Below are 25,027 nucleotides of genomic sequence, written 5' to 3' on the forward strand. Positions count from 1 at the left end.
CGGCAGAAGAGCACGGGGCGTGATCAATTTACGTACGCGCGATCAGCGGCATGAGCGGATGTCCGCACTGCACGCAGGTCTCGCCTCGGGGAAGGATCTGTGTGCGGCCGAAGTCCAGGTGCACCAGGCGGAACGGGCTTTCGCCAGACTGGACCGAGGTGACGTGGCAGAGGTCGGGCTACGGCTCAGCGCAGGTCGATCTCGATCTGGTGCTCGGTGAACATGTCCAGGAGATACTCCAGGGTGATCGCCGGACCCAGCAGACGCCGGTCGTAACCGACGACGAGGCACGAGACCGTCGCCGAATACACCGCGGACGTGCTCGCGCCGATCGAGGAGTTCGTGCTCCGCACCGTCAGCGACGAAGGTGACTTCGTCGGCGCCGTCGCGGCCTTCACAATCGTGATCGAAGGAGTGCTGGCGCCCGCCGCGGAGCTCAGCGAACGCAAGTGGGACCGGCTCGACCCGGCGGCGGGCGAGATCGCCCGTGGCGGCGGGAATCGACGAGATCTGGCACCTGACGGTCGGCAGCTCGATCGTGCGCGAGCACCTCATCCGCGGTGTTGGTGGCCAGGATCGCCACGGCCTCCTCGAGGTCCATGTAGCGCAGGCGGGCCTCGGACATCTCATCGGTCCACTGTTCAGCGATGTCGTGGCACTCCATCGGGGTGGTGTCCAGCAGCTTGCGGCCGGGGACACCGCATAGCCGTCCAGCAGGTCGCGGGGTTCCTGCATGCCTTCCTGGAAGAGGTTCTCGCCGTGCAGCACGTACTTGAGCACCGGCACCTCGTCCCAGATCTTGCGGTCCTCCGTCACGATCTCCAGCACGCGCGACTTGTAATCCGGGTGGCCGTGCGGACGCACACGTCTCTGACTGACCGTGAGTGAAGCCTTGGTGTGATCAGTCCTCATGCGACAGGAGGACAGTCACACCAAGGGCTTCGCAACGCCGAGTCATCGGTGTCAGCCGATGGAGGCGCCGAACTCGCCGGATGCCTTGTTCCTTCCCGGATCATCGGTCTTTGGCAGGAAATGGAGCACGGCGCCGGCGCTGTCGTTCCTGTCGATCTCGATGGCGACGGAATTGGCTAGCCTGATGGTGCCCTTACCGAGGACATAGCCGTTCACGACTCCTGTTTCGGCGCAGTCGACGCTGAAGCTCACCTTGTGCGGGGCGGCATGGCGCATGATGAACGTGGTGCAGTCGAACTTGCGCGCCATCGGAATCGTGACTTCCCCGGTGATCACGATTTCGCAGTCCGCGTTGCTGCACGATTTCACGTCGGTGCCGTTCGCCGCCGAGAGCGGCGGGGTCCCTGAGGTCAAGGAGGTTCGGGGCGAGGTGCTCACCGGTGTTGTCGGCGGCGAGTTCGTCGTGCTGGATGCCGACGTGGCTGTGGTGGTGGGCGTGGTGGATTCCGGTCCGGCCGATGTCGCACATCCAGGCGCGATCAGTGCGACGAACATCAATGGCAACGTGCGCTTTGATGAAGTTCGCATGGGGCTTGTTTGTAGTGGCTTTGTTCCGGGAGCGGTCCCGCCGCGCAGTGGATGTCTTGATATCATGTCGGCTCATTTTGCACGACGTCTGCGCGGTTGCGATTCCAGGTAGGCGTTGGTCGGCCGGGTGACTGGTGGTGGGCCGTCCGGCAGTCCAGAATCGATAGCCGTGACGCGGAATGATCGACTCGTGCGGGTAACCGCCGTGGGGGAACTGCCTGGCGCCCTCGACCGGTTGGGCGTGAGCCGGGGACGTCCGGTGATCGTCCTGGTCGGTGGGGCGGGCGGGATGAGTGCCCGGCACCTTGATCTGGTCCGCGACCTGTTCGGTGACCTGATGCCCGCCCTTGTCCGCCGAGGAGCCGCGGTGGTCGACGGCGGTACGGACACGGGCGTCATGCAGTCCATCGGCGAGTTCAGTTGCGACGGGGTCACGCTCGTGGGAGTCGCCGCGGAAGGTTCATTGGGTGACACACCGCTGGAACCGCACCACGTACACGTATTGGTGCCGGGCGAATCGTGGGGCGATGAGTCACCGTGGATCGCCGAGGTGGCCTCAGTGCTCGCCGGCCCGAACGCGGCCGTGACGTTGTTGGTCAACGGCGGTGACGTGACATATGTCGACGCCGAGCAGAGCATTGCGAGACGACGTCCGCTGATAGTGCTCGCGGGCACCGGCAGAACAGCTGATGTGATCGCCTCGGCGGCCGCTGGCGTCGTTGACGATCCCCGTGCCGCGGCCATCGCCGCCGCTGATTTAACTCAGGTGGTATCGGTCGAGGACTTTGTCGCGGTTGTCGCGGCCGAATTGGACAGGCCCGGCTGATCGATGATCTGTCCGGTCTCCTGAGTATTGTGATCCGTCGTGAACGGACATATGTCAGGGGAGTCCGCGTCCGTGGATCACACGCGTACTTCTGAGTACGACGCGTTCATCTCTTATAGTCACGGTGCCAACAATCATCTCGCAAGCGGCATCGAGCAGGGATTGCGCTTACTGACGAAACGGTGGAATCAGCGGCGTGCGCTGCGCGTGTTCCTCGACCAGAGCAACCTGGGTGCCTCCTCTGACGTGTGGGGCACGCTCACCGAGGCGCTGGACCGGGCCAGATTCCTCATCCTGCTGGCGTCACCCCAGGCCGCTCTGTCCCAAGGAGTCGACCGGGAGATCAAGCACTGGATCGACACCGGACGTGCCCACGACCGCTTTCTGATCGTGCTCACGAGCGGCACGATCGCCTGGGGTGACGGTGACTTCGACTGGCAGCGCACGGACGCGCTGCCAAAGCGGCTGGCGGGCTGGTTCCCCGCAGAGCCGAAGTGGGTGGATCTGAGCTCGGCGCACGAGGATCCGCAGTTCTCCCTTCGGCACAGCGTGTTCCGCAAGGCCATCGCCGAGCTGGCGTCGCCGATCCACGGCAAACCGGTCGACGACATCGAGGGCGAGGACATCCGGCAGCACAGGCGAACCACCTCGATCAGGCGGTTCGCGGTGGTGTTCCTCGCGCTGTCACTGGCGGTGGTCACCGGATTGCTCGGCTACACGGCGGTGCTGCGGTCGGACGCCGAGAAACAGCGAGACGCGGCGCTGTCCCGCGAGCTGGCGGCGCGCAGCGAGGCCACCGGCGACGGAGATCCGGACCTGGCACGTCTGCTCGCGGTCGCCGCGTACGACATCAGCCCCACCGCGGAGGCGCGCGCGGCCCAGTTCACCGCGGCCGTCAGGCCAGGCGCCGCGGTCCTGTCTCCCGGCGGTGGCCCGGTCGGCGCGCTGGCGTTCAGCCCGGACGGCAGGACACTGGTCGTCGGCTCGGCGGACAAGACGATGAGTGTGTGGGATTCGGCCACACATGCGCGAATAGGCGCGCCGGTCACCGGGCACCGCACGCCGCTGGCCTCGATCGCGTTCAGCCCGGACGGCGCCACCCTGGCGACCGGTGACGGCGGGGATGTCCGGCTCTGGCGCATGGCCGACCGGCGGCCGGTCGACCCGGCCGGTCTGATCGATTCGAAGTTGACCAAGGACAACCGTTCGCCGGACAGCAATGCTTACCGGGTCGCTTTCAGCCCTGATGGGCGGTGGCTGGTGGCCACCGCGTGGGGCCCGCCGGAGATGCAGATGTGGGATGTCGCCACCCGTGCGCCGATCGACCCACTCGCACGCATGTACGTCAGTGGCAGACCTGCCGTCGCGTTCGGCCCGGATGATGACCATGTCATCACCTTGAGCCAGGAGGGCGACAATCTGGCGTTCTGGCACACCGGCAGCGGACCAGACGGCCCGTTCGTGGCCGCGCATGGCGACAGCTTCATCTCCAACACCGGCCCCGCGATCGCGATCGCTCCGAACCGCCAGACCATAGCCACTGTCGGCAGGGACAACGCGTTGCGATTCTGGGACGCGTCCACCAAACAACCTCTCGGCGAGCCCATCGTGGGGTACGTCAGTCCCGACAGCGCCACGAGGATCCCGGCGGTGGCGTACTCGCCCGACGGGGCGTTGTTCGTCGCAGGTGGCCATGGCGGAATGGTGCACCTGTGGGACACAGCTGGGCGGCGATACGTCGGCGAACCTCTGCGTGGTCACACCGGTGCGGTGACCACGTTGGCGTTCAGCCCGAACGGTGAGCTGCTGGCAACAGGCAGTGCCGATGGCACAGTGCGACTGTGGAGCATGTCGCACCATCGGGTGCACGCCGCACCCTTGGCAGGTCACGGTGGCCGTGTGCACGCCGCCGCGTTCAGTCCGGACGGACGGACGCTCGCTACGGCAGGAGATTCCCGTCGTGAGTCGTCAGCCGCCAGCGAGGTGTACCTGTGCTCCGATGGCGGCCGCGAGGTTTGCTTTCTTGACGATGACGGGGTCACGGCAATAGCCCCCGGAGGCTCCGCGTGGGGCCCGACCAATGAGCGCGCATGGTCAGCGGAGGGCCCAGCCGTGCTGCTCTGGGACGTGGTGCGGCGCGAACGCACGGGGGATCTGGCGGTCGGTTGGTCGACCGCTGTGCGGTCCGTCGTGTTCAACGCGGACGGATCGACGCTCGCAGTCGGCGGGCTCGAGGAGAAACCGGACAGTAATTCCCAACAGGACGTACGTGGCATCCTGTCCCTGTGGAGGGTCGATACCCGAGCCCTGCAAACCACCACGCTGCTCGACATGCATCAAACAGTTCGGTCTCTCGCGCGGCATCAGGACGGCCGCACCTTCGCCGTCGCCACGGACTACAGGGCCGGCGCCGGCGGGAGCGTCATGCAGGTCGAGCCCACGGTGTTGCTGTGGGATTCCAAGGACCGCGTGCCTGCCGGAGAGCGCCTGCGGGGACACACTGCCTACTCGACGGCGTTGAGTCCGGACGGCCAGCTCCAGCTGGCGGGCCTGCAGGACGGCCGGGTCCAGATCTGGCGGCACGGGCACGACACGAAACAGCTTCCGGGACACGGTGGGCCGGTGGGCGCGGTCGCGTTCGCACCCGACGGCAAAACCTGGGCCAGTGCGAGCGACGACGGCACGATAAGGCTGTGGGACACCTCGACCGGCACGCAGATCGGTGAGCCGCTGATCGGCCACACGGGGCCGGTGTACACGGTGGCCTTCAGCCCCAACGGCGAGCTCCTGGCGACCGGGGGAGGGGACGACTCGGTGCGCCTGTGGCACCTTCCTACCCGGCGTCAGATCTCACCGGCTCACCTGGCTCATCACGGGGCAGTCCGAGCGGTCGCGTTCAGCCCGGACGGGCGGTCTCTTGCCACTGTGGGTGACGACAGCGGGGTTCGCCTGTGGGACGTCAGCCCCACCACAGATCCGCGACACGCCTTATGTGCCATGACAAACCGTACGCTGAGCCCGGAGGAATGGGCGCGATACGCACCAGGCGTGTCCTATCGTGCGCCTTGCCGCTAGTTGTCGCGGTCAAGTCGTGCTGGGGCGTGACGCGAGCCATGCGGAATGCTCGCGGCTGATGGCTTCCTCCGTATTCGCCACCGCTGCGGGCCATTCGTCCTCCGCGGTGTCGGCGAGTTTCTCGTGCAGCAGCGCCAGGTCGCGGGCGGCCGCTGAATAGGTGACGTGCAGGTTCTCGTGTTGTTTCAGCCCGAGCCAGGCCGCGCCACCGGCGACGGCCGCGGCCATCACACCGGAGATGTCGACATCCCAGACGCCCATGGCTCGGAGAAGTGCCAGGACGATGGCGACGAATTCGCCCCCGATCAACAGATAGCGCCACAGTTTCGCCCATTTCTCGTTGCGATTTGCCCGGTCCGCGTACCAGTTCTTCTGAAGTAGCACGCGGTCCCTGCGGTACGCCTGCTTGCGGTCGTCGAACGATGCGCCGCGCAACTCGATCATCGACGGCGTGACCGAAGGGTTCTCACTGGACAACGCCAGCTTCCTGCCGTGGCTTTCGACCACATTCGTGATCTTGTCCCGCAGGTTTTGCGTGGCTTCCGGCAGTGTGGACGGAAACGGATCAGCCGCGACAGCGAACCGCCACACGAGCGACTTGATGCTTTCGGCGACGGCGCGGCCCGCGTTCCACTTCTGCTCCGGGTGCAGTGCCCACAGCAGGATCTCGGCGAACAACGCGACAAGGAAGCCGGCCAGCGACACGAAAGCCCACACGTCGTATCTGCCGAATTTCCAGCTGAGCGCGCCACCGAGGGCGGCGACCACTGCGCTGAGCAGCCGCAATCGGCTGAGCACAATGGTTTGCCGCTGGCCGGTCAGCGATGCCCTCTCCGCGTCGTGGAAGAAACCGGGCAGGTCGGCGTCGGTCATCTGGTGTCTTTCTGCGCCAACGTCAAACGTTGATCACGATTATTCAAACCTATACTGGCACGTTGCCGGTCGTTGCGAGGTGCTTTCGTCTAATGGGGTAGCGGACATTAAACCAGCCGTGCCGCACCGCCGAGATCGCTGCTGCCTGATGTGTGGATTGTGAGGTTGTGGCCTGCGAATTGTTCCCGGTCAGCGCTAGGAGTTCCATGGCGTCAGGTGGGCGATGCGGATCAGGTCGCAGCGGCGGGTCCGGCCGAGCTTGTCCCGAATGTTTTCCAGGTGACGGTTCACCGTGCGCACGGCGATGTGCAACTGCATGGCGATCTCCTGGTTGTCGTATCCGTTCGCCGGGCAGCGCAGCACGTCGCGCTCTCGGGACGTGAGTGGGCGGGCGTGCCGGTGCAGTTCACCGATCAGGTGCGCGGCGAGTTCGGCGGGGAGCACCGGGCCCGCTTGGGAGAGCATGAGAACGCGTACTTCCGGCCTGCGTTGGCGTAGGTGGCTGATCAGGCTGACGCCCTGTCCGGTGCGTTCGTCGGGGTGGGGCCGCAGGCGCAGGTCTATGAGGGCGACGTCCGGCCGTGCCTGGTCGGCCATCCGGCATGCGGTTGGCACGTCGGCTGCCTCGGCAACGACTGTCGCCCTGCCGTCGCGTTCCAGTCCAGTTCGCACGCCGTCCTGGGTGATCGAGTGGTCCTCCACGACGAGCTCGCGGATCTGGTTCTCGCCGGAGAGCAGACCTAACCAGGCCGGAACCCACCCGGTACTCGGATCCGGCGGTCTCGAGCCAGCGCATGGCGCGGGGCATTGCTGATCATGGTCCCGATCGCGGTCGCTCGCGCCGGGTTCATGGCGACCGTCTATGGGTGGCTGACCGCAGTTTCTTAGAGGGCATCTGATCTTGGTTGGGGCGATATGTCTGTGTCGGGTGACGGCTGATACCTTGATCAACTTGTGGGGTCCCGGCGTGCGTACCGCAGCGACTTGTCCGATGCTCGCTGGGCGTTGATCGAGCCAACGCTGACGGCGTGGCGTGCTGCCCGGCGTGGGCCGGGAACCGTGATGCGCGTGCATGACTTGCGGGAGATCGTGAACGCGATCCTGTACGTGTGCCGGACCGGGATCGCCTGGGAGTATCTGCCGCACGACTTCCCGCCCTGCAAGACGGTTTATGACTACTACGCCAAGTGGGAAGCCGATGGCACAACGGAAACGCTGCATGACCTGTTGCGTGACCAAGTCCGCGTCGCGAAAGGCCGCGCTGCTGCCCCGACGGCGGCGATCATCGACTCGCAGAGCGTGAAAACCTCCTGCAATGTCAGCGAATCCAGTCAGGGTATCGACGCGGGCAAGAAGATCAAGGGCCGCAAACGGCACATCGCCACCGATGTGCTCGGCCTGCTGCTGGCGGTAATCGTGACCGCGGCGTCGGTGCAGGATTCCGCTGGCGGGCAACAGGTTCTCGATCATCTCGCCGCTGCGCATCCGACCGTGTCGGCGGCATGGGTGGACGGTGGCTACAACAACACAGTCATCCGTCATGGAGCCCAGCGGGGTATCCGGGTTGAGGTCGTCAAACGCCCTTCTGCCAAGGGATTCCACGTGTTGCCCCGGCGGTGGGTAGTGGAGCGCAGTCTGGGCTGGCTGATGCAACACCGCCGACTCGCGCGCGACTACGAAGCCCTGCCCCAGCGGTCGCGCACGATGGTCCACTGGGCGATGACTAACATAATGAGCCGCACCCTGACCGGGGAATCCACCCAAACCTGGCGAAACGATCCACCCAAAGCAGACATTCTTGCCTAACTAAGATCAGATGCCCTCTTACACGCTGCCGTTCGCGTTCACCTGCAGGGTCTATTTCTGGCTGGTCTGTGGTGGCTGCCCGTCGCTCCAGTACAAAGCCCTCTTCGCCGCGCTGCATTCGTCCGACCAACTACGTGGCCTTTCTCGACTGGGCCGGTTCACGGCTCCTCCTGCACACGGCGGGCAGCGCGCTGACGTCCCCGCACCGCGAGATCCAGCAGTACCTGTCAACGACGTGGCGGGCGCGGTCCTGACCGGCAGGGCCGCACGGGCCAGGACGTGGCGATGTGCACCATGCAGTACACCCTGTAGGACGGCGCATCGGTGAACATACTCAACTCGGCAATAGCGGACGTTCGATCGCCGTCGCCTTGATCGGTCCGCACGGTGGATCTGGGGCAGGTCCGTGTTCGTCGACCCGGTGGACGGTGGCTCAGCGAACGACTACGACTACGTGGCGGCGACCCGATCAACAAGATCGACCTCGACGGCCGCAGCCTCTGGGGCTGGATCACGAAGAACGCGACCGCCATCAGCAACGTCCTGAGCACAGCGGCCGTCGTGCTGTCGGTCGCCGCGATGTTCGTCCCGGTACTCGCCCGATCGCCATCGTGGTCAACGTCGCGTCGGTCGCACGGGGACTGGTTCGGCGTGGTCACCTCGCTTCCCGGGATCGAGGCGGCCGCGACCCGCGGCTGACCAAGATCGCCGTCGGTACGTACGCCTACGGGTATGTGCTGGGGCAACGGCTGGGCTGCCGGTAACGTCGGATCGCGTCTGAAGGAGGAGAGACATGGGTGGTCGTGGCGATCCTGGTGTAGTCATGACCGCCCGTGTCCTTCCTCTTGCCGTCCTTGTGTTCAGCCGGTACTCCGACAGGGAACTGGCCCGGTATCGCGGGACGCTCACCGAACTGGCGCATGGCGCCGAAGTCCCAGAGCAGGAAGCCCATGACTCGCTCCTCGAAGGCCTGCAGGGACTGGCCGGCCTGACGATCCTCGGCGGACTGCTCAGCGCGATCTTCATCTGGGCGTCCCAGCGCACGGCGTATGTCCCGATGTCCGTGCTCGCGGCGATGAGCACGGGACTAATGGGATTCGCCGGCACCCTCACGGCGATATACGGTGCTCGGCTGACGTGGCGCAGGCCCGCTTTGCGGCCACGTCGAGTCGATTTCTGGCTGGCCGTCGCTCTGGGTCTGCTGATCACGGCCGGGGTCCTGGCAGCCCGGTTGACCGCGTGACACGTCGTCCCCTGTGGAACGGGCCACGGCTTCGGCCGCCTGCCATGAACTGGGCCTTCCACCGCGACACCGACTGCTCGGAGACCCTGTTCTGTCGAGCGGCCTCAGCGATGGTCATCTCGCCGGACAGCACTTTCTACGGAGGAGGCCTATTCTTTGCTGGTGCCCACGCCGCGCGCGTGCTGCACGCATGGCGTGAATGGGTCACATCGCTGCCCGTCGAGATGAGTTCGTCGATCGCGTTCCTGCGTCGCCAGGCGCTGCCAGAAATTCCGGCGCCCCTGCGGGGCACTTTCGTTGTGCACGTGCGCTTTTCGTCGCTCTGTTCGGCTGCCGACGCGGAGGTCGCACTCGCGCCGATACGCGCGCTGGCGCCGACCGTACTCGACACGATCGCCGAAATCCCGTACCGCGATGCCGGACACGTCCACATGGACCCGCCCGAACCTCTTCCATGGGTGGAGCACACCACCGCCTTGAGCTCATTCCCAGCCGAGGCCGCCGATGCGCTGCTGGCTGCCGTCGGCCCAGACTCGGGTAGCACCCTGGTCTTGGCGGAAGTACGCGCGCTAGGCGGGGCGCTGGTCGAACAACCGCCCGTACCGAACGCGATGTCGGGCCGCAGCGCGCGCTGGGCCTTCCTTGCCGCAGGTGCTGGCAGTCCAGACTCGGCGCCCTGTATGGCCCCGAACGCTACGACGTCCTCGCGCACATCAAACACCGGTACGACCCGAAAACCTGTTCCGCGCGAACCACAACATCCGACCAGCTCAGTAAGAATCTGAGGACGCACAACATTTTGTCCGCTGTGGACAGTCCACTGACGACAGTCGAAGTCGATGAGCTCGACCGGTTGACAGCTGGGCCGTGATCCACCTTTCGGCAAGCCGTTCGACGAGCTCGTGGTGAACGCGTTCCACTCGATTGGTTCCCGTTCCCAGGTACCAAGTGGACCCAGATTCCGAGTCGAAACCGGGCTAGGTTTGGAGCCATCAAGCGTCTACAAGGGGAGATCTGATGGTTGTGCAGGCCGTCGCTCAGCGGGAGCGAGTGTGGTCGGTCGCGACGGTATTCGCGCGCCTTGCGTTGGCCGCCGGGTTTCTCTCGGCCGTTGCTGATCGGTTCGGCTTGTGGGGTCCGCTGGGCACCGGGTCGGTAGGGTGGGGTGATTTTTCCGCGTATACCGCCTATACGCACACCCTCTCGCCCTACGTGCCGGATGGGCTTCACCTCGCCGCCGCGTGGGGCGCGACCGTTGCGGAATCGGTGCTGGGCTTGACGTTGCTGGTCGGCGTCCTCGTGCGCTGGTCCGCGTGTGCCGCTGCGGCGCTGCTGGTCGGGTTCGCGCTGTCGATGGGGCTGTTCCTGGACTGGGAAGCACCGCTCAGCAGCTCTGTGTTCGCCGCTGCGGCCGCCGCCCTGTTGCTGGCCCTCGCACCCGTAAACACGTTCGCCCTCAGCGTCGACCGAATCTTCGACAGGAAGCGAACAATAGGGTCAACCCGCAGTGCCACCGGGCTCGCGCGCGGTGGGCGTGAAGACCTGGCCGCCGCGCGATAACACTGGGAGCACTCAATGGTTCGATCTCAGATCGTCGGCCGCCTTTTGGCCATTGCCGCATTGGCCGGTGCAACAGCCTGTGGCTCTGCCAACGAGAGCGTGCCCGTGGCGGCCTCGGCGACGAGCGCGGCCGCAGCGTTGCCGCCCCAGGCTAGTATCCTGCTCCAGCAGGCCCTTCCGAACGCTGAGGGCAAGACGTTCACGTCACAGGTGGTGGACTTCCCGCCAGGTGCAGCCGCGGGGCCGCATCGGCACGGCCGGGCTTTCGTGTTCGCATACGTCCTGCAAGGTGCTGTGCGAAGCCAGGTCGATGACAAACCCGCGACCACGTACCACCAAGGCGAGAACTGGTTCGAAGAGCCGGGTGCCCACCACGTCGTCGCCGCGAATCCCAGCATGACCGAACGGGCCAAGCTGCTGGTCGTCTACGTCTCCAACACCGGAGACCCGCTCCAAGCCAACGATCCCCCTTCGTGAATCCGGATTCCGACAGCACAGTCGTGCGAGCCGAACAAGCGGTTCGTGGTACCCGGACGCCCGGCCTGGACCTCCACGTGGGCCATCTCGGGCGCAATGCGCGAGCGGGGCTCATGGATGCCTTCCGGGAAGCGATCCGCACGGGGAGGTTGGCGCCGGGGACGCGGCTGCCCTCAAGCCGTGTGCTGGCGAACGATCTGGGGCTGGGCCGCAACACCGTGGTTCGGGCCTACTCGGAGCTGATCAACGAGGGATGGCTCATGGGGCAGCACGGTTCCGGCACGGAAGTGGCGCAGCGTTCGGCGGAGCTGGTGGCCGACCGGGAACCGCCGCGGCCGCTGGCGGCACGGCCGCAACTGGTGTATGACCTGCGGCCTGGGCGGCCGGACCTGTCGTCGTTTCCACGCCAGGAATGGATTCGCGCGGTGAAGCGGACGGTGAGCACGGCGCCGTTCGAAGCCTTCGGGTACACCGATCCGCACGGCCGCAGCGAACTGCGTGCTGCCATCGCCCGGTATCTGGCTCGGGCCAGGGGACTGCGCGCGCGGGCCGACAACGTCGTGGTGTGCAGCGGGGCCGCGGAAGGGTTGCGGCTCGTGGCCGCGGCGCTGGCGAGGGCCCGGGTCACGACGGTTGCGGTCGAGGAGTTCGGCCTGCAGACCCAGCGCGAGGCGTTGCTGAAGGCCAGGCTCGATGCCGTCCCGATCCCGGTGGACGCGGACGGCGCCAACCTGTCCACACTGGACGATACGCCGACTCCGGGGGCGGTGCTGCTCACGCCGTCACACCAGTTCCCCTTGGGGGTGGCGCTGCATTCCGACCGGCGGGCAGCAGTCGTGGACTGGGCTCGCCGGCGGGGCGCGCTGATCATCGAAGACGACTACGACGGCGAGTTCCGCTACGACCGATCTCCCGTCGGCGCGTTGCAGGGACTGGATCACGACCACGTGATCTACCTCGGAACCGCGAGCAAATCCCTGGCGCCGGGGCTGCGCCTGGGCTGGCTCGTCGTGCCGGACCGCCTGGTCGGCTCGATCGTCGCGGAGAAAGGGTGGGCAGAGGAGACCGTTGGGTTCGTCAACCAGTTGGCGATGACCGACTTCATCGAGTCCGGGGCGTACGACCGCCACATTCGCGCGATGCGCTCGCAGTACTGCCGCCGACGTGAGCAGCTCGTCGAGATGATCGACCGGCATGCGCCAACCGCGCGGGTGACCGGGATGTCCGCCGGGCTGCACATCGTTGTCGAACAACCCGGCCGTACCGGCGCCGAACTCGTGCGCCGCGCTGCTCGCGAACAGCTGACGGTCGAGCCGCTCGACTTCTTCCGGCACCTCGGGTCCACATCGGACCGTGACGGCGTGGCCATCGGATTCGCCGCACCCTCCGCCAGCGCCTGGTCGGGCGCGCTGGAGGCGCTGGTTCGCACACTGCGGTGACCACCCGACTGGTTCCCGTTCCGAGCGGCCAGGTGGACTCAGGTTCCGGGCCGACAACGAGTTAGCGTCAACCAACTGGACTACCGCGTCCAGGGAACGCGGCAGGACTTTTGCGGCTCGGCTTGTCCGCGCTGGGCGTTCTATGGACGGAATGGTCCATAGAACCGTCCATTTTCGCCGCGAGGACTGGATACAGAAAGGTGCCGGATGAAGGCGATCGTGGTGACGGATCAGGCCGCGGGAACGGCCGGGATGACGCTGGCGGAACGACCCCAGCCCGAGGCGGCGGGAAACGATGTGCTGGTTGAGGTTCATGCGTCAGGGTTCACTCCGGGGGAGTTGGAGTGGGACACGACGTGGACCGATCGTCTTGGTCGTGACCGGACGCCGTCGATTCCCGGGCACGAGTTGGCCGGTGTGGTCAGCGCTCTCGGCTACGGTACGAGAGGGCTGTCGGTGGGCCAGCGGGTGTTCGGTCTCACCGACTGGACCCGCGACGGCACCCTGGCGGAGTACGCAGTCGTCGAGGCGCGCAACCTCGCGCCGCTGCCGGGCGACGTCGACTTCACAGTAGGTGCCAGCCTGCCGATCTCGGGTCTGACCGCATGGCAGGGATTGTTCGTGCACGGCCGCCTTCAGACGGGGCAAAGCGTTCTGGTGCACGGCGCCGCCGGTGGAGTCGGCTCAATGGTGACGCAACTCGCCCGCGAAGCCGGCGCGTACGTCATCGGCACCGGACGAGCCGCCGACCGGCAGGCCGCGCTCGACATCGGTGCGCACGAGTTCGTCGACCTTCAGGACGACTCGCTGGCAGACGTCGGCGCAGTCGATGTGGTGTTCGACATTTTCGGCGGAGAGATCCAGAAGCGGTCCGCGGGCCTGATTCGAGCTGGCGGAACGCTGGTGACCATTGCCGGCCCGCCGGAGGCTCGGCCAGCCGAAGGCTTGGCGATCGACTTCGTCGTCGAGGCCGACCGCGCCCAACTGAGTGAGATCGCCCAGCGGGTGCGGGAAGGGCGACTGCGGACGCTCATCGGAAACGTCGCGACCCTCGACGATGCCGTCGCCGCCTTCAACCCGACCGAGCGGGTCAAGGGCAAGACGATCATCCGCGTTCGTCCGTAAGGACGGCGAGGCGATCGCCAGACGGTGGCTCGTACGACAATGACGTCGTGCGACTCCCGCGTGAACTCAAGACACTCTTCCCGCCGTGCATGCTCCTCGCGCGTGCTGGTCATCGCGGATCACCGGTCGCGCCAGGGAGTTCCAGGTCAGTGCGCCAAACAAGGTTGGGGTTATAGGGAACCTCGCTCGTCGGACACACTCGTCAACCACATGAGGATGGGCCGTCGCATAGATGGCCTTCTTCTATTGGGTGAAACCGCAGCTCAGGCCCGAGCTTCTCGTAGAGTTGGGCAAGCCGGTCAGGCTTCTTCTCCCGCAATGCCTCATCGAGATCATTCAATGAGTTCCCGTTGATTAAGTCGACCACGCCGCCGGATCGACACCGGCCGTGATCGGTGCGTGGTCGACATCTACCTTTCACGGCATCGACCGCGCCACAGTAAGCCCTCCAAGTATTGCTTCTTAGAGCCGCCCGGCGGGGTTTGGCTTACGCGGTGATGGCGTGCAGATGAGCGGAGACGAACGCGGCGAACGTCTGCGCTGGGCGTCCGGTTACCTGCTGCACGGTCGGGGTGACGCGGTCCTCCGCGCCGTGCCGGATGTCTTCGTCGAGACCGGCGAGCATGGCGGCGAACTCTGGTGTGAGACCGGTGGCGATGAGCTGGCTGGTCATCTCGGCGGTCGTGATGCGGCGGAGAGGGGCGAACTGCCCGACGACCTCGATTTCGAACTCGCGCTCGATCTGCTCGCCGCGCCCATCTACTGGCGGATGACCGTCCGCCAAGCTCCGATCGAAGCCGATTACCTCGACCACCTCGCCGATCACATCCTGCGTGCGCCCAACGCGCGGTCCGTGCCACGTTTGTAGGCCGAGGCGTCGGCTGCGGTTCGCGGTACAGCAGGCTGGCGTTGCGAAGCCAGCACGATCACAACAAGTTCATGCCGTATACCCACCGCCATGGTCGGCACCCACGCGGTGACCTTGCGCATGTCGTTGTCCTGCTGGAGAGTGGCGGTGATCTGCGCGTTCCACCACGAATGCCGTTGCGGTGGCGTAGCAACTCGCGGCAAGCAGCACCGCGCCCAAGAAGTCACTCGGCCGGTGCCAGCCCGCGACCAACGTCGAAATGCCGACGGCACCAACCCACACAAATCCGGGTACGGCCACAAACCACTGGGCCCGCCCGGGCACCACCAGCAACACCGCGAAAACGCAGATGGCCGCCACGGTGACATGCCCACTGGGAAAACTGTTGTCGGTGTACGGGATCTGCTGGGCGAGGTCCGGCCGAGCCAACCCGACTTTCAACAGCTGCGCGAGCGCCGCGGCAACGACCATCAGAACGACAGCCACCACAGTCCGCCGAATCACCCGGCGGCCCAGTCCGATCACGCACACCACGATCAGCGTGCCGACGAACAACGCCGGGGCCGGGACGGTCAGTGGCAGTGGCACCTCGCCGGACGCCCGCGTGAACGTCGGGTCGAACCACGACAGCATCTCGTAATCCAGCAACTGCCCACCGGCCGTGCCCACCATGACCACGTACGTCACACTGGTGGCTACGGCGAGCAGCACGGCCACAGGCAGTCGCATCCTCACGTGATCCACAATGCCGCCGGAATGTCCGCGTCATGCCGAGGTTGTGTCATGACTCCGCAACGGCTGCGTGCCCAGACGGCCGCGCCACCGGCGCCCGACCAGGAAACCAGCCGTGGCCAGGTCGAATAGCGGCAGCGGTCCCGCGAGCGATGGCAGACTCCGCAGAGACGAATTCGCCCATAGTCACCACCGTGGTGATGGTTCCGCTTTGCGAGGCTATTCGGATTATTTCTCTGCATGTGCAACGCCGTACCCGGCGAGCCCGGCAGTGTCGTGAGCTATTTGGAAGCCCAGGCTGAGAATCTTGGTCTGCGCTTCACAGCCCCACCATGCAGTTCATGATCCTGTCCGCTCCGCTGATACGCCACTACCGCACCTACGCTGGTCACCACCGCGGAACTGAAACCCAACCCACCGTCAACGGCTACAGTCGAAGAACTCGCCTGCACATTGCGACGATCCCAAGCCGGATACGCACGCCTCATCACCACCGCTATCAGCGAGCTCGTCACCGAACGCCGTACCGGCATCGAATACGGCACCATCTTGGACAACCGCGACAACACCACTGACCTCACCAACGGCAACGTCGCACTGCAGATCATCACGCTCATCCCCATCACCCGTGCCGGAATCGAACTTTCCACACAGGACAATGAGGCACTCCATAGCCACTGGGACACAGTCAAACCAGACCTACTCGACATCACCAGGCCATGCACCCTCTAGACACAACACCGCAGATCCGGAGGGTGGGCCCACCGTGACCCGCGGGTGACGGCGTTGGCGCGAACCGCTGGTCCATCAACTGGTGAGCGTCAACGGCGTGTCACCAAAGCGGCCCTCAAGGAAGTGGTCGAACAGGTCGGGCAGAGTGACCGGCAAGAGCTTGATCGGTGCACCACCGAAGCTTCTCGCTGACCACCAGCGCCGTTCAATCAGCCTGATCTCGGCGAGTCCGAATGATAGGCCAGCCGGGCGAAGAGACGCCGCCTACGACGAACGGGGCGACCGGATCGAGGTCTAACCTGGCTCGCGGAGTTACGGCGGGGCGCGGCTGAAGGAACAGCGGCTGGCGGAGCAGATCGGAAGCCCACGTCGGCAAACCCCGCGCTCTGTGCCCGGCGTGGCTATGGCAGGGGTGGTGTCAGCATTCGCCTGCCTGCGGCTATTCCACCGTCGACGGGCACGCAAGCGCCTGTGAGGTAGGCGAATTCTTCGCCCGCCAGGCCGAGTACGGCTGAGGCGATCATCTGGGGCGTGGCGGTCCGTTTCAAGCCGTCGACGTTCTCTTGGCCGACGTACGCGAGCACGCGTCGCCACGTCGCGTCATCCAGGCCGGGTGGGCGGATCATGGCGGTGTCGGTGATGCCGGGGAGGATCGCGTTGACCCGGATGCCCTGGCTTCCGTACTCCAGGGCGGCGGCTTTGACCAGTGCTTGGACGGCTTGTTTGGTGGCCTGGTAGGTGGACAGGTTGGGGCGCCCGATGAGCGCGCCTACTGAGGAGTTCACGATGATGTGTCCACCAGTCCTGAGCATGTGCGGGATCTGGTACTTCATCGTCAGGAAGACGCCGCGTGCGTTGGTGTTGGTGACGTCGTCCCATTGCTCGAGTGTCACCTCGTGCAGCGGTGCGCTGATCTGTACGCCCGCGTTGTTGAACGCGATGTCTAAGCGTCCGTAGCGTTGTACCGCGCTGCCTACGAAGTGCTGGACGGATGATGGTTTGCGCACGTCGGCTTGGATGTAGGTCGCTTCGCCGCGTGTGGCTCGGATGCCGCGTTCGACTTCGCGGCCCCGATCGGTCCGGCGTCCGCAGAATGCGACCTTGGCGCCAGCTGCGGCGAAGGCTCGCGCGGTCGCTTCGCCGATTCCCGAGGTCCCGCCGGTGATCAGGACGACTTTGCCGGTGAACCGGCCTGCCTGGTCCGCCGCGGCGGGCCTGGCGAGCACGCCGAGTCCCGCCGCTGCCGCGGCACCACTCAGGACGGATCGGCGAGTCGGTGTGCCCATCTCCAACCTCCTAAAAGCAACTTTTCGTTGCTTTTACTCTTCCTGGTTGGCCGGACTAAAGTCAACTCGTGGCTGAGAGTCCTGTCAGGCGGCCCGGCGGTCGTAGCGCGCATGTGCGGACGTCGGTGCTTGACGCCGGTCTTGCCGAACTCGTCGATGTGGGGTTCCATGCCCTGAGCCTGGAGGGCATCGCAAAACGCGCCGGCGTGAACAAGACGACGCTGTACCGGCGCTGGGAGAGCAAGGAAGCGCTGATGCTTGACGCGATCCGGGAGCGCGCCGCGGCGCGGGTGCCGATTCCGGACACGGGCAGCCTGCGGGACGACTTGCTGACGTTGGTCCGTACTGCGATCGCCAATCTGCTCACACCCGAGGTGCAGGCGATGGTGCGGGTGGGAATTGCCTTGGCGCCGCACGAGGCCGCAGTGGCCACAATGGTCGATTCATTTTGGACAGATCGACTTGCGGTCGACGGGGTGATCGTCGAACGGGCGATCCGGCGTGGGGAGATCCCGCCGGTTGATCCGGCGGAGCTGATCGAGGCGGTACTTGGTCCGCCCTACTTCCGTGCGTTGGTTGCCGGGCGGCCGGTGACCGACGATTTCCTCGTTCGGACAGTCGATCTGGTGCTCAACGGGGTGGGCGCCGACGACACTGCACGATGCTGAGCTGCCAAGCGGATGCCAGGCGTGGGCTCTGGTATGCCACCTCAGGAAGATCAGTTTCCGACTTCGCAAAGGCATTGTTCGCAAGCATCGACAAAGGTGTTGACGCTGCTGTTCCCGGAAGGGGCCAAGGACGAGACCGAGCCGATCTATCAGAGCTCGCCGATCGCGCGGTACTACAACGTGCTGGCCAGGCACGTGATCGGGCGGCTGGCCGACACGGCCGATCGTGGCCGCACCTTGCGCGTTCTCGAAGTGGGTGGCGGGACCGGCGGGCTCACGTCCGCGGTGCTGCCGGTGCTTCCGGCCGACCGGTGCGAGTACGTGTTCACTGACATCTCGCCTGCGTTCGTGCAGTCGGCCGTCGAGGGGTACCAGCGGTACGAGTTCGTCACCGGCCGGACCTTGGACATCGAGGGAGACCTTGCCGCACAAGGCATCGAGCTCGGGTCGTTCGATCTCGTGCTGGCCTCCGACGTGGTGCACGCGACCGCTGATGTGAAACGGACCCTGCTGCACCTGCGCGAAGTGCTCGCTCCCGGCGGCGTGCTCGCCATGATGGAGAGCCGGATAGCGCTGGAGGCCCTGGCTTCGCGGACATCCGCGATCTCGCCCTTGCCAGAGGAGCCGCGATACCTGCCCAGCTACCTGTTGCGAGGCCGGATCAGCATGCCGGTACAGGTGAAACGGTGAAGGTCGCGGTAGTGACGGGCGCCGCCAGCGGCATCGGCCGTGCAGTCGCCCATCGCTTGAGCAACGATGGCTACCACGTCATCGCGGCAGACCTCACCGCTGGCTCGGCCGGGGCATCGCTGCGGCCGTACCTTCTCGACGTGACCGATGCAGAGGCGGTCGATCGGTTGGCATCGTCCCTCAGTGACTGCAGAGTGTTGGTCAACAATGCCGCGATCTGGCGGTTCGAACGGCTGATGGATGCGACCGATGAGGTCATGGCCACCAACCTGTACGGCCCGTTGCGGCTGATGCGAAAACTGGTGCCGTTGATGCGTGACGGGGGAGCGGTAGTGAACATCACCTTGGTGGTGACAACCTTCCCGCCACGTGGCCTCGGCCTCTATCCGCCATCCAAAGCCGCGCTTGAGACGGTAACACGGATGGCCGCCGTCGAGTTCGGGCCGCTCGGTGTGCGCTGCAACGCGGTCGCCCCCGGCCTGATCCCCACCGAAGGCACAATGGACTTCTACGGTTCACCACAAGATATCGCGGCAAAGGGATCGCTGCTGCCACTCGGCACACCGGACGAGGTCGCCGCTGCCGTGTCGTTCCTGGCTTCCGACGACAGCCGCTACGTCACCGGGCAGGTGCTGGCAGTCGATGGCGGGTACCTCGCTGCTGGTGCGGGATTCTTCGCCGCTGCGGCCTCGGGTCGGCCCATGGTGAGACCTTGATCGCCAAGATCTGCTTGGGAAAGGTCGTGAGCAGTCGGGCCTACTTCACGCCCCTGCTGTTGCGAATCGCCAGGTAGGGGCGCTGCGCGTCCACTTCGAGGTGAAGCCCACCGGAGTGTCGTATCGGCTGCGCTCAGACAGAGGCTGGTTCTGATGGCCACGACCGGGGTACCCGTGAGTGGGCCGAGCCGAGGAAGTGGTCAGCATGCTGCCGCAACACCGCGATGTGATCGTGGTCGGCGCTTCGGCAGGTGGGGTGGAGGCGTTGCGTACCCTGATCGCCGGTGTTCCTGGTGATCTGGCGGCGGCGATCGCGGTCGTGCTGCACATGCCTGCGGGAGGCACGAGCGCGTTGCCGCAGATTTTGCGGCGTTTCGGCAACCTGCCCACCGTCACCGCGTCGAATGGCGCACCGCTGCGACCGGGCACGGTGTACGTCGCACGGCCTGACCACCACCTTGTGCTCATCGATGACGAGGTGGCGCTGTCGCATGGCCCGACCGAGAACGGGCACAGGCCGGCTATCAACGCGCTGTTCCGGTCGGCCGCGCTGAGCTTGGGACCTCGGGTGATCGGGGTGCTGCTGTCGGGCGTACTCGACGACGGCGTGGCGGGTTTGGTGGCGATCAAGGCACAAGGTGGTCTGGTGGTCGTCCAGGATCCGGCTGACGCCCTGTATCCGGGAATGCCGGAGAACGCCATTCGGAACGTGGCCGCCGACTACGTGCTGCCCGCGGCCGAGATCGGGCCGCTGTTGGGCACGTTGACCAAGGAGAACAGCGTCGAACCGGCCTCGTCGCCGTCCTCGCTGCTGCGACTGGAGAACGAAATCGCCCGTGACCAGCGGACCAGCACCGACTACCAAGCGAATGGAGTGGGCGTGAGCAGCGGCCTCACCTGCCCCGACTGCCAGGGGGTGCTGAGTGAGCTCACTTCCGCCGACGGTCGCTACCGATGCCGGGTGGGCCACGCGTGGTCCGTGGAGGCGTTGCTGGAAGCGCAAGGTGGTGTGTTCGAGAGAGCATTGTGGACGGCATTGCGGTCACTCGACGAGAAGCGCAACCTTGCCGAGCGCATGTGTCGTGACGCGCGGCAGCGCGGCAACGAACGCCTGGTCGAGCGCTATCAGCAGATGGCCGATGAAGCCCGGCAGGCGGCCGGTGTGCTGCGCGCGCATCTCACAGGGCTGCCCGCGAGCCCGGAGCCGACCGGTGATGGCTGACAACGCCGGACACGCTAGCTCGTGCAGCACGCCGGTCGGACCGGCGGAGTAGTCTGCGCAGTCGTGGATACCGTCCCACCCAGTGAGCCGAACAGCCAGTTCGAGGCAATCCTGTCCTATTTGAAGGAGACGCGGGGTTTCGACTTCACCGGGTACAAGAGGACCAGCTTGGCGCGCCGGGTGCGCAGGCGGATGGCGCAGATCGGGGTGGAGGAATTCGGCGACTACATCGATCTGCTCCAGGTCAACAGCGAGGAATTCGGCGCGCTGTTCAACACCATCCTGATCAATGTGACCAGCTTCTTCCGTGATGCCGAAGCCTGGAGTCACCTGCGGGAAGAGATCGTGCCGACCTTGCTGGCCGAGCGGGCGCCGGACGACCCGGTCCGGATCTGGAGCGCTGGTTGTGCCTCCGGCCAGGAGGCGTACAGCCTCGCGATGGTCTTCGCCGACGCACTGGGACCTGAACGGTTCCGGCAGCGCATCAAGATCTACGCGACCGACGTCGACGACCAGGCGCTGGCACAGGCAAGGCAGGCCTCGTACGCCGCGACTGACGTGCAGAATCTCGAACCTGAGCAGATCGAGCAGTACTTCGAGCAGCAGGGCAACCAGTACGTGTTCCGCAAGGACCTGCGCCGCTCGGTCATCTTCGGCCGCAACGACCTGGTGCAGGACGCCCCGATATCCCGGATCGATCTGCTGGTCTGCCGCAACACCCTGATGTACTTCAACGCCGAGACACAGGCCAAGATCCTCGGCCGGTTCCACTTCGCGCTGGCGCCGCGTGGGCTGCTGTTTCTCGGCAAGGCCGAGATGTTGTTGTCACACAGCCGGATCTTTGATCCAGTCGACCTCAAGCGGCGGATCTTCCGCAAGACCCCCTGCAACCCGATCGGCTTGGGCCATCTCGTCTCGCAGACGTTCGTGGCCGAGCGGCAGGGCGAGGTCGGCGGGCTCGACGAGCTGCGCGAACACGCGTTCTCGGCCAGCCCGGTCGCCCAGGTCGTCGTCACCGGCGAGGACATCGTCGCGCTGATCAACCAGCAGGCCGAACAGGTCTTCGGGCTGTCACACCGCGACATCGGCAGGCCACTGCGGGACTTGGAGATCTCGTACCGTCCGGTGGAGCTGCGCGCTTACGTCGAGCAAGCCAAGGTGGAACGCCGCGCGTTGCGGATCAAAGATGTGGAGTGGCAGCGCGGTCCCGGTGACGCGGTGTGGTTCGAGATCCACATCAACCCGTTGGTGAACAACGACAACGGGCTTGTCGGTGTGTCCATTGTGTTCCACGACGTCACCGCGGCCCGCAAGCTGCTCGACGAACTCGAGCACACCAACCGGCAACTGGAGTCGGCATACGAGGAACTGCAGTCGACGAACGAAGAACTCGAGACCACCAACGAGGAACTGCAGTCCACGGTGGAGGAACTGGAGACCACGAACGAAGAGCTCCAGTCCACCAACGAGGAACTGGAGACGATGAACGAAGAACTCCAGTCCACCAACGACGAACTGCGGGCGATCAACGACACCCTGCGCGAACGCAGTGCCGAACTCGACGAGGTCAAGGATTTCCTCGAGTCGATATTGAGCTCGGTCCGGCCAGGGGTTGTCGTTGTCGATCTGGAGATGCGGATCCTGGTCTGGAACCACGGCGCGCAGGACCTCTGGGGGTTGCGGCAGGACGAGGCCGCCGGTGAGCACCTGCTCAACCTCGACATCGGCCTGCCGGTCGGCGAGCTGCGGGCATCGGTCCGTACCGCGATGACCGACCCGGCGTTCGAAGACACAATGATGCTCGACGCGGTCAACCGCCGAGGACGGCAAACCAAGATCAGGATCGCGGTCGGTGCGCTGCGCCGCCCGGACAACGGCTCTACCCAGGGCGCCATTCTGGTCATGGAGCCGATCGAGAACGCCGATTAGGCACTGTGTCGAAGAGCGATTCGTCGTGAGACATTGGGCTATGGACACAGACGATCCGTCTGTTCAGGCGCGCATGCGGGCAGCGTCCGCGCGGCGGCGTGCGCAGCAGTTGCGGCAACGTCGTGCGATGCTGGCCGCTGGTGACGAGCTGTGCCACTCAAGCCAACAGGACAACGAAGCCGCTGCCGAAGCACTGAAAGAGGCGCGGCGACGCGCCGACGACGCTCGGATGAGCGCGAAGCAGGGATTTCTCCGAGCGATTGAGGCCCACGAACGCGCTGCGCGGCGCCATGATCTGGCGGCTGAAATGGGTATCGGGGATGTCGGCGACCATCGGCGACGGGCGGCCAAGCACCGCGAAGAAGCGGCGGCCGACCGTGCCACGCTCGCCGTCCAGTTCGACCAAGCCGTCGACGGCTAGTGGTGTGTCTCGGACCGTTTGTTCGGCGGCGTCGGTCTCCGCTGGCCAGGATCAATCCGAGGTGGTCCGAGTGACCTCGAATGCAGCGTTTCCTCGGCGGGAGGGCCGCCTCCTGCGTCGTCCGGCGCTGGTCCACGCCCGCGTCTGTTAGTGAGGGGCGGTGAACGCCCACGCCAGGAGTTTCAGGCTTGCCGATCGGGCGTTGCTGGCCCGGTGTTCAGGTCGGTGAGCTGCAGGTTTGCCTGTGGCACAGTGCGGAGGCTGTCATGGCCCCGGTCACGCTGACGGGCCACGGCCCGGTGCGGGCGGTAGGCCGTTGCGAGGGGAAGATTCGGCGCGTTCAACGCCGTCAAGGTGACCTTCACGGCATCGACATGGGTAACAGGTGTGGCATGTGTGACAGGTGTGGCTCAGGTGGCGATTAATCGTCCATTATGGACAGACTGACGGCTCGGTTACTTGGTCAACGAATTAAGACGCTAGCGCACACTAATGCGTCCACAGTGGACATCAGCGCTTGACGTAGTCCGGCGCGTGGCTGTGCAGTCGCTCCAGCGCGTCCACGATGACCGTGCGTCGGTACCACCACAGCCAATCAGCGGTTTCCGTCGCAAGGCTGTCCAGTTTCGCGTAGGCCAGCTTGGACGGGGTGAAGTACGGCTCGAGATGGTAGGTGGTCACGACACCGACGCATTCGCCATCGAAGGTGACCAGCGGCGTGCTCTGCAGCGCGTGAATACCGGCTTTCGCGAACATCGCGTGCTCCGAGTCGACTGGCACGTACTCGATCACTCGGACCTCGCGCTGCGCGGCTTGCCAGGCGGCCGACGACGGATCGTCGAGATCAGCCAGGTAATCCACAAGATCAAGCGGCAAGTCGTGATACGACTCCATACGCGGCCGTAGCCCAGCGCCCTCGACCAGTTGAACGTCTCCCATCGAGGTGTTCAGGTATCCCAATGCTGTGTCGAGGAACGCCTCAAGCACCACAGCACGGTTTCGCCGGTGTTCCCGTTGCAAACGGAAGAACGACAGGGACGGCGCTGGAAGCCGGGCGCGGCCGGGGAACCAGATGTCGGTACGTGGCGCCGACGCGGCGAGAAACGCTCGGGCCAAGGCGTGGACCTGCACATCGTGGTATCGCGCGCACTCACCCAACAGTTCGGACGCGGCGTCCATGTTCGGCAGACCGTACCGTTCCTGCAGCATGCCCAACGCGCGCGCGATTACCGTTCGTGTTCGCAACGCGGATCGCGCGGCGAACAATTCCCGCTGGATGGTCGACACTTCGTCCGCAGCTGGCCTGTCGTTGTCGGCGCGTGGACGTCGCACGGGTTGAGTGGCTGTGGTGCACGCTGCGATCGCCGAGGGCACGCTGTCGTATGTTCCGACGATTTGTGTCGCCCTCGCCAGTTCGAGGACGCGTCGCACGTGTGGGTTGCCTGCGACCGTCAGCATCCGCCTGCCAGCCAGTTCCTGCCGGTCGGCGTGCTCGACAAGCACTCGCACGCCTGCTGCGGCCAGCATGTCCACCGAGCTGAGGTCGACAACGACGTAGCGGCATTTCGGCGGGATCCGGTGCCGCAGCCAATAGTCGGCCGTGCGGCTGCTGTCTGTGTCGATCTCACCGGCCAGCCGCACAATGACGAGGTCATCGCGGTACTGCTGGAGGCTGAACTCGAAATGTGGATGCGAGGCATCCTCGCCGGCTTTTCGGTGATCGGTTGGGTCCACCTGCGCTCCTTGGAACGATCTCGTGAGGAGATGCAAGGGGAGCTTCGGCTGTTGAACCCTCCCTGCCCACCAGCTAGCCTCAGCCAGAGCCTGACGCACCAATGG

Annotated in this window: 29 protein-coding genes; 20 read left to right on the forward strand and 9 right to left on the reverse strand. The window is 65.5% G+C overall.

Going from position 1 to position 25,027, the window contains the following annotated elements:
- Positions 1-185: 185 nt before the first annotated feature.
- Positions 186-398 carry a hypothetical protein gene (locus LWC34_RS12555; protein ID WP_233725226.1) on the reverse strand — a complete coding sequence of 71 codons (213 nt, stop codon included), beginning with the start codon at positions 396-398 and terminating at the stop codon, positions 186-188.
- A gap of 89 nt (positions 399-487) precedes the next feature.
- On the opposite strand from LWC34_RS12555, the gene LWC34_RS12560 reads away from it, so the two are divergent.
- Positions 488-706, forward strand: a complete 219-nt coding sequence (locus tag LWC34_RS12560) for a hypothetical protein (protein ID WP_233725227.1) — start codon at positions 488-490, stop codon at positions 704-706.
- A gap of 257 nt (positions 707-963) precedes the next feature.
- Here LWC34_RS12560 and LWC34_RS12565 read toward each other — a convergent pair whose 3' ends face one another.
- Positions 964-1,248, reverse strand: a complete 285-nt coding sequence (locus tag LWC34_RS12565; RefSeq protein ID WP_233725228.1) for a hypothetical protein — start codon at positions 1,246-1,248, stop codon at positions 964-966.
- Here LWC34_RS12565 and LWC34_RS12570 point away from each other — a divergent pair.
- The 3 genes from LWC34_RS12570 to LWC34_RS12580 all read left to right on the forward strand — a co-directional run bounded on the left by LWC34_RS12570 (position 1,241) and on the right by LWC34_RS12580 (position 5,401).
- The gene (locus tag LWC34_RS12570) at positions 1,241-1,612 is read left to right on the forward strand and encodes a hypothetical protein (RefSeq protein WP_233725229.1); all 372 of its coding nucleotides are present in this window, start codon (positions 1,241-1,243) and stop codon (positions 1,610-1,612) included. The two genes, LWC34_RS12565 and LWC34_RS12570, sit on opposite strands and share 8 nt — an antisense overlap.
- Positions 1,613-1,690: 78 nt before the next feature.
- Positions 1,691-2,326 carry a hypothetical protein gene (locus LWC34_RS12575; protein ID WP_233725230.1) on the forward strand — a complete coding sequence of 212 codons (636 nt, stop codon included), beginning with the start codon at positions 1,691-1,693 and terminating at the stop codon, positions 2,324-2,326.
- A 72-nt stretch (positions 2,327-2,398) separates the two neighbouring features.
- A complete protein-coding gene (locus LWC34_RS12580) occupies positions 2,399-5,401 on the forward strand; it encodes a toll/interleukin-1 receptor domain-containing protein (protein ID WP_233725231.1) in 3,003 nt (1,000 codons plus the stop codon).
- Between the two features lie 9 nt (positions 5,402-5,410).
- Here LWC34_RS12580 and LWC34_RS12585 read toward each other — a convergent pair whose 3' ends face one another.
- A complete protein-coding gene (locus LWC34_RS12585) occupies positions 5,411-6,274 on the reverse strand; it encodes a DUF4231 domain-containing protein (RefSeq protein WP_233725232.1) in 864 nt (287 codons plus the stop codon).
- Between the two features lie 195 nt (positions 6,275-6,469).
- On the reverse strand, positions 6,470-6,976 hold the full coding sequence (locus LWC34_RS58010; RefSeq protein ID WP_233725233.1) for a response regulator transcription factor: 507 nt from the start codon (positions 6,974-6,976) through the stop codon (positions 6,470-6,472).
- Between the two features lie 252 nt (positions 6,977-7,228).
- On the opposite strand from LWC34_RS58010, the gene LWC34_RS12595 reads away from it, so the two are divergent.
- From LWC34_RS12595 to LWC34_RS12605, 3 genes are all read left to right on the forward strand, one after another.
- Positions 7,229-8,080 (forward strand): IS5 family transposase, encoded by an 852-nt coding sequence (locus LWC34_RS12595; protein WP_233722595.1) that lies wholly within the window; start codon positions 7,229-7,231, stop codon positions 8,078-8,080.
- Between the two features lie 387 nt (positions 8,081-8,467).
- Positions 8,468-8,779 carry a hypothetical protein gene (locus LWC34_RS12600; RefSeq protein WP_233725234.1) on the forward strand — a complete coding sequence of 104 codons (312 nt, stop codon included), beginning with the start codon at positions 8,468-8,470 and terminating at the stop codon, positions 8,777-8,779.
- Between the two features lie 124 nt (positions 8,780-8,903).
- Positions 8,904-9,323, forward strand: a complete 420-nt coding sequence (locus LWC34_RS12605; protein WP_233725235.1) for a hypothetical protein — start codon at positions 8,904-8,906, stop codon at positions 9,321-9,323.
- On the opposite strand, the gene LWC34_RS12610 is transcribed toward LWC34_RS12605, so the two are convergent.
- Positions 9,286-9,441 (reverse strand): hypothetical protein, encoded by a 156-nt coding sequence (locus LWC34_RS12610; RefSeq protein WP_233725236.1) that lies wholly within the window; start codon positions 9,439-9,441, stop codon positions 9,286-9,288. The two genes, LWC34_RS12605 and LWC34_RS12610, sit on opposite strands and share 38 nt — an antisense overlap.
- 61 nt (positions 9,442-9,502) lie before the next feature.
- Here LWC34_RS12610 and LWC34_RS12615 point away from each other — a divergent pair, with 61 nt between their 5' ends.
- The 6 genes from LWC34_RS12615 (at position 9,503) to LWC34_RS12640 (ending at position 14,792) form a co-directional block, all read left to right on the forward strand.
- Positions 9,503-10,108, forward strand: coding sequence for a hypothetical protein (locus LWC34_RS12615; protein WP_233725237.1), 606 nt, complete (start codon positions 9,503-9,505; stop codon positions 10,106-10,108).
- A gap of 232 nt (positions 10,109-10,340) precedes the next feature.
- Complete coding sequence (locus LWC34_RS12620) at positions 10,341-10,883, forward strand: hypothetical protein (RefSeq protein WP_233725238.1); 543 nt, start codon at positions 10,341-10,343, stop codon at positions 10,881-10,883.
- Positions 10,884-10,898: 15 nt separating this feature from the next.
- Positions 10,899-11,360 carry a cupin domain-containing protein gene (locus LWC34_RS12625; protein WP_233725239.1) on the forward strand — a complete coding sequence of 154 codons (462 nt, stop codon included), beginning with the start codon at positions 10,899-10,901 and terminating at the stop codon, positions 11,358-11,360.
- Positions 11,361-11,473: 113 nt separating this feature from the next.
- On the forward strand, positions 11,474-12,799 hold the full coding sequence (gene pdxR / locus LWC34_RS12630) for a MocR-like pyridoxine biosynthesis transcription factor PdxR (RefSeq protein ID WP_233725240.1): 1,326 nt from the start codon (positions 11,474-11,476) through the stop codon (positions 12,797-12,799).
- A 207-nt stretch (positions 12,800-13,006) separates the two neighbouring features.
- The gene (locus LWC34_RS12635; protein WP_233725241.1) at positions 13,007-13,924 is read left to right on the forward strand and encodes an NADP-dependent oxidoreductase; all 918 of its coding nucleotides are present in this window, start codon (positions 13,007-13,009) and stop codon (positions 13,922-13,924) included.
- A 508-nt stretch (positions 13,925-14,432) separates the two neighbouring features.
- Positions 14,433-14,792 carry a TetR-like C-terminal domain-containing protein gene (locus tag LWC34_RS12640; protein ID WP_233725242.1) on the forward strand — a complete coding sequence of 120 codons (360 nt, stop codon included), beginning with the start codon at positions 14,433-14,435 and terminating at the stop codon, positions 14,790-14,792.
- 69 nt (positions 14,793-14,861) lie between these two features.
- On the opposite strand, the gene LWC34_RS12645 is transcribed toward LWC34_RS12640, so the two are convergent.
- Positions 14,862-15,521, reverse strand: a complete 660-nt coding sequence (locus tag LWC34_RS12645) for a phosphatase PAP2 family protein (protein WP_233726422.1) — start codon at positions 15,519-15,521, stop codon at positions 14,862-14,864.
- A 456-nt stretch (positions 15,522-15,977) separates the two neighbouring features.
- On the opposite strand from LWC34_RS12645, the gene LWC34_RS12650 reads away from it, so the two are divergent.
- Positions 15,978-16,256 carry a hypothetical protein gene (locus tag LWC34_RS12650; RefSeq protein WP_233725243.1) on the forward strand — a complete coding sequence of 93 codons (279 nt, stop codon included), beginning with the start codon at positions 15,978-15,980 and terminating at the stop codon, positions 16,254-16,256.
- A gap of 401 nt (positions 16,257-16,657) precedes the next feature.
- On the opposite strand, the gene LWC34_RS12655 is transcribed toward LWC34_RS12650, so the two are convergent.
- The gene (locus LWC34_RS12655) at positions 16,658-17,542 is read right to left on the reverse strand and encodes an SDR family NAD(P)-dependent oxidoreductase (protein WP_233725244.1); all 885 of its coding nucleotides are present in this window, start codon (positions 17,540-17,542) and stop codon (positions 16,658-16,660) included.
- 68 nt (positions 17,543-17,610) lie between these two features.
- On the opposite strand from LWC34_RS12655, the gene LWC34_RS12660 reads away from it, so the two are divergent.
- The 6 genes from LWC34_RS12660 to LWC34_RS12685 all read left to right on the forward strand — a co-directional run bounded on the left by LWC34_RS12660 (position 17,611) and on the right by LWC34_RS12685 (position 23,188).
- Positions 17,611-18,210, forward strand: coding sequence for a TetR/AcrR family transcriptional regulator (locus tag LWC34_RS12660; protein WP_233725245.1), 600 nt, complete (start codon positions 17,611-17,613; stop codon positions 18,208-18,210).
- A gap of 96 nt (positions 18,211-18,306) precedes the next feature.
- Entirely contained in the window at positions 18,307-18,900 is a 594-nt protein-coding gene (locus LWC34_RS12665; protein WP_233725246.1) for a class I SAM-dependent methyltransferase, read from the forward strand.
- A complete protein-coding gene (locus tag LWC34_RS12670) occupies positions 18,897-19,616 on the forward strand; it encodes an SDR family NAD(P)-dependent oxidoreductase (RefSeq protein WP_233725247.1) in 720 nt (239 codons plus the stop codon). Before LWC34_RS12665 ends, LWC34_RS12670 begins: the two co-directional genes overlap by 4 nt.
- 178 nt (positions 19,617-19,794) lie before the next feature.
- Positions 19,795-20,838 carry a chemotaxis protein CheB gene (locus tag LWC34_RS12675; protein ID WP_233725248.1) on the forward strand — a complete coding sequence of 348 codons (1,044 nt, stop codon included), beginning with the start codon at positions 19,795-19,797 and terminating at the stop codon, positions 20,836-20,838.
- A gap of 63 nt (positions 20,839-20,901) precedes the next feature.
- The gene (locus LWC34_RS12680; RefSeq protein ID WP_233725249.1) at positions 20,902-22,767 is read left to right on the forward strand and encodes a CheR family methyltransferase; all 1,866 of its coding nucleotides are present in this window, start codon (positions 20,902-20,904) and stop codon (positions 22,765-22,767) included.
- A gap of 40 nt (positions 22,768-22,807) precedes the next feature.
- Entirely contained in the window at positions 22,808-23,188 is a 381-nt protein-coding gene (locus tag LWC34_RS12685; protein WP_233725250.1) for a hypothetical protein, read from the forward strand.
- Positions 23,189-23,370: 182 nt separating this feature from the next.
- Here the strand turns inward: LWC34_RS12685 and LWC34_RS12690 are convergent, their stop codons facing one another.
- Both LWC34_RS12690 and LWC34_RS12695 read right to left on the reverse strand, forming a co-directional pair.
- On the reverse strand, positions 23,371-23,553 hold the full coding sequence (locus LWC34_RS12690) for a hypothetical protein (protein ID WP_233725251.1): 183 nt from the start codon (positions 23,551-23,553) through the stop codon (positions 23,371-23,373).
- A gap of 145 nt (positions 23,554-23,698) precedes the next feature.
- Positions 23,699-24,922: an STAS domain-containing protein gene (locus LWC34_RS12695; RefSeq protein WP_233725252.1), complete on the reverse strand. Its 1,224-nt coding sequence runs from the start codon at positions 24,920-24,922 to the stop codon at positions 23,699-23,701.
- Between the last annotated feature and the right edge of the window lie 105 nt (positions 24,923-25,027).

The organism is Kibdelosporangium philippinense (genome assembly GCF_021390435.2).
GTDB classification, from domain to species: Bacteria; Actinomycetota; Actinomycetes; order Mycobacteriales; family Pseudonocardiaceae; genus Kibdelosporangium; species Kibdelosporangium philippinense.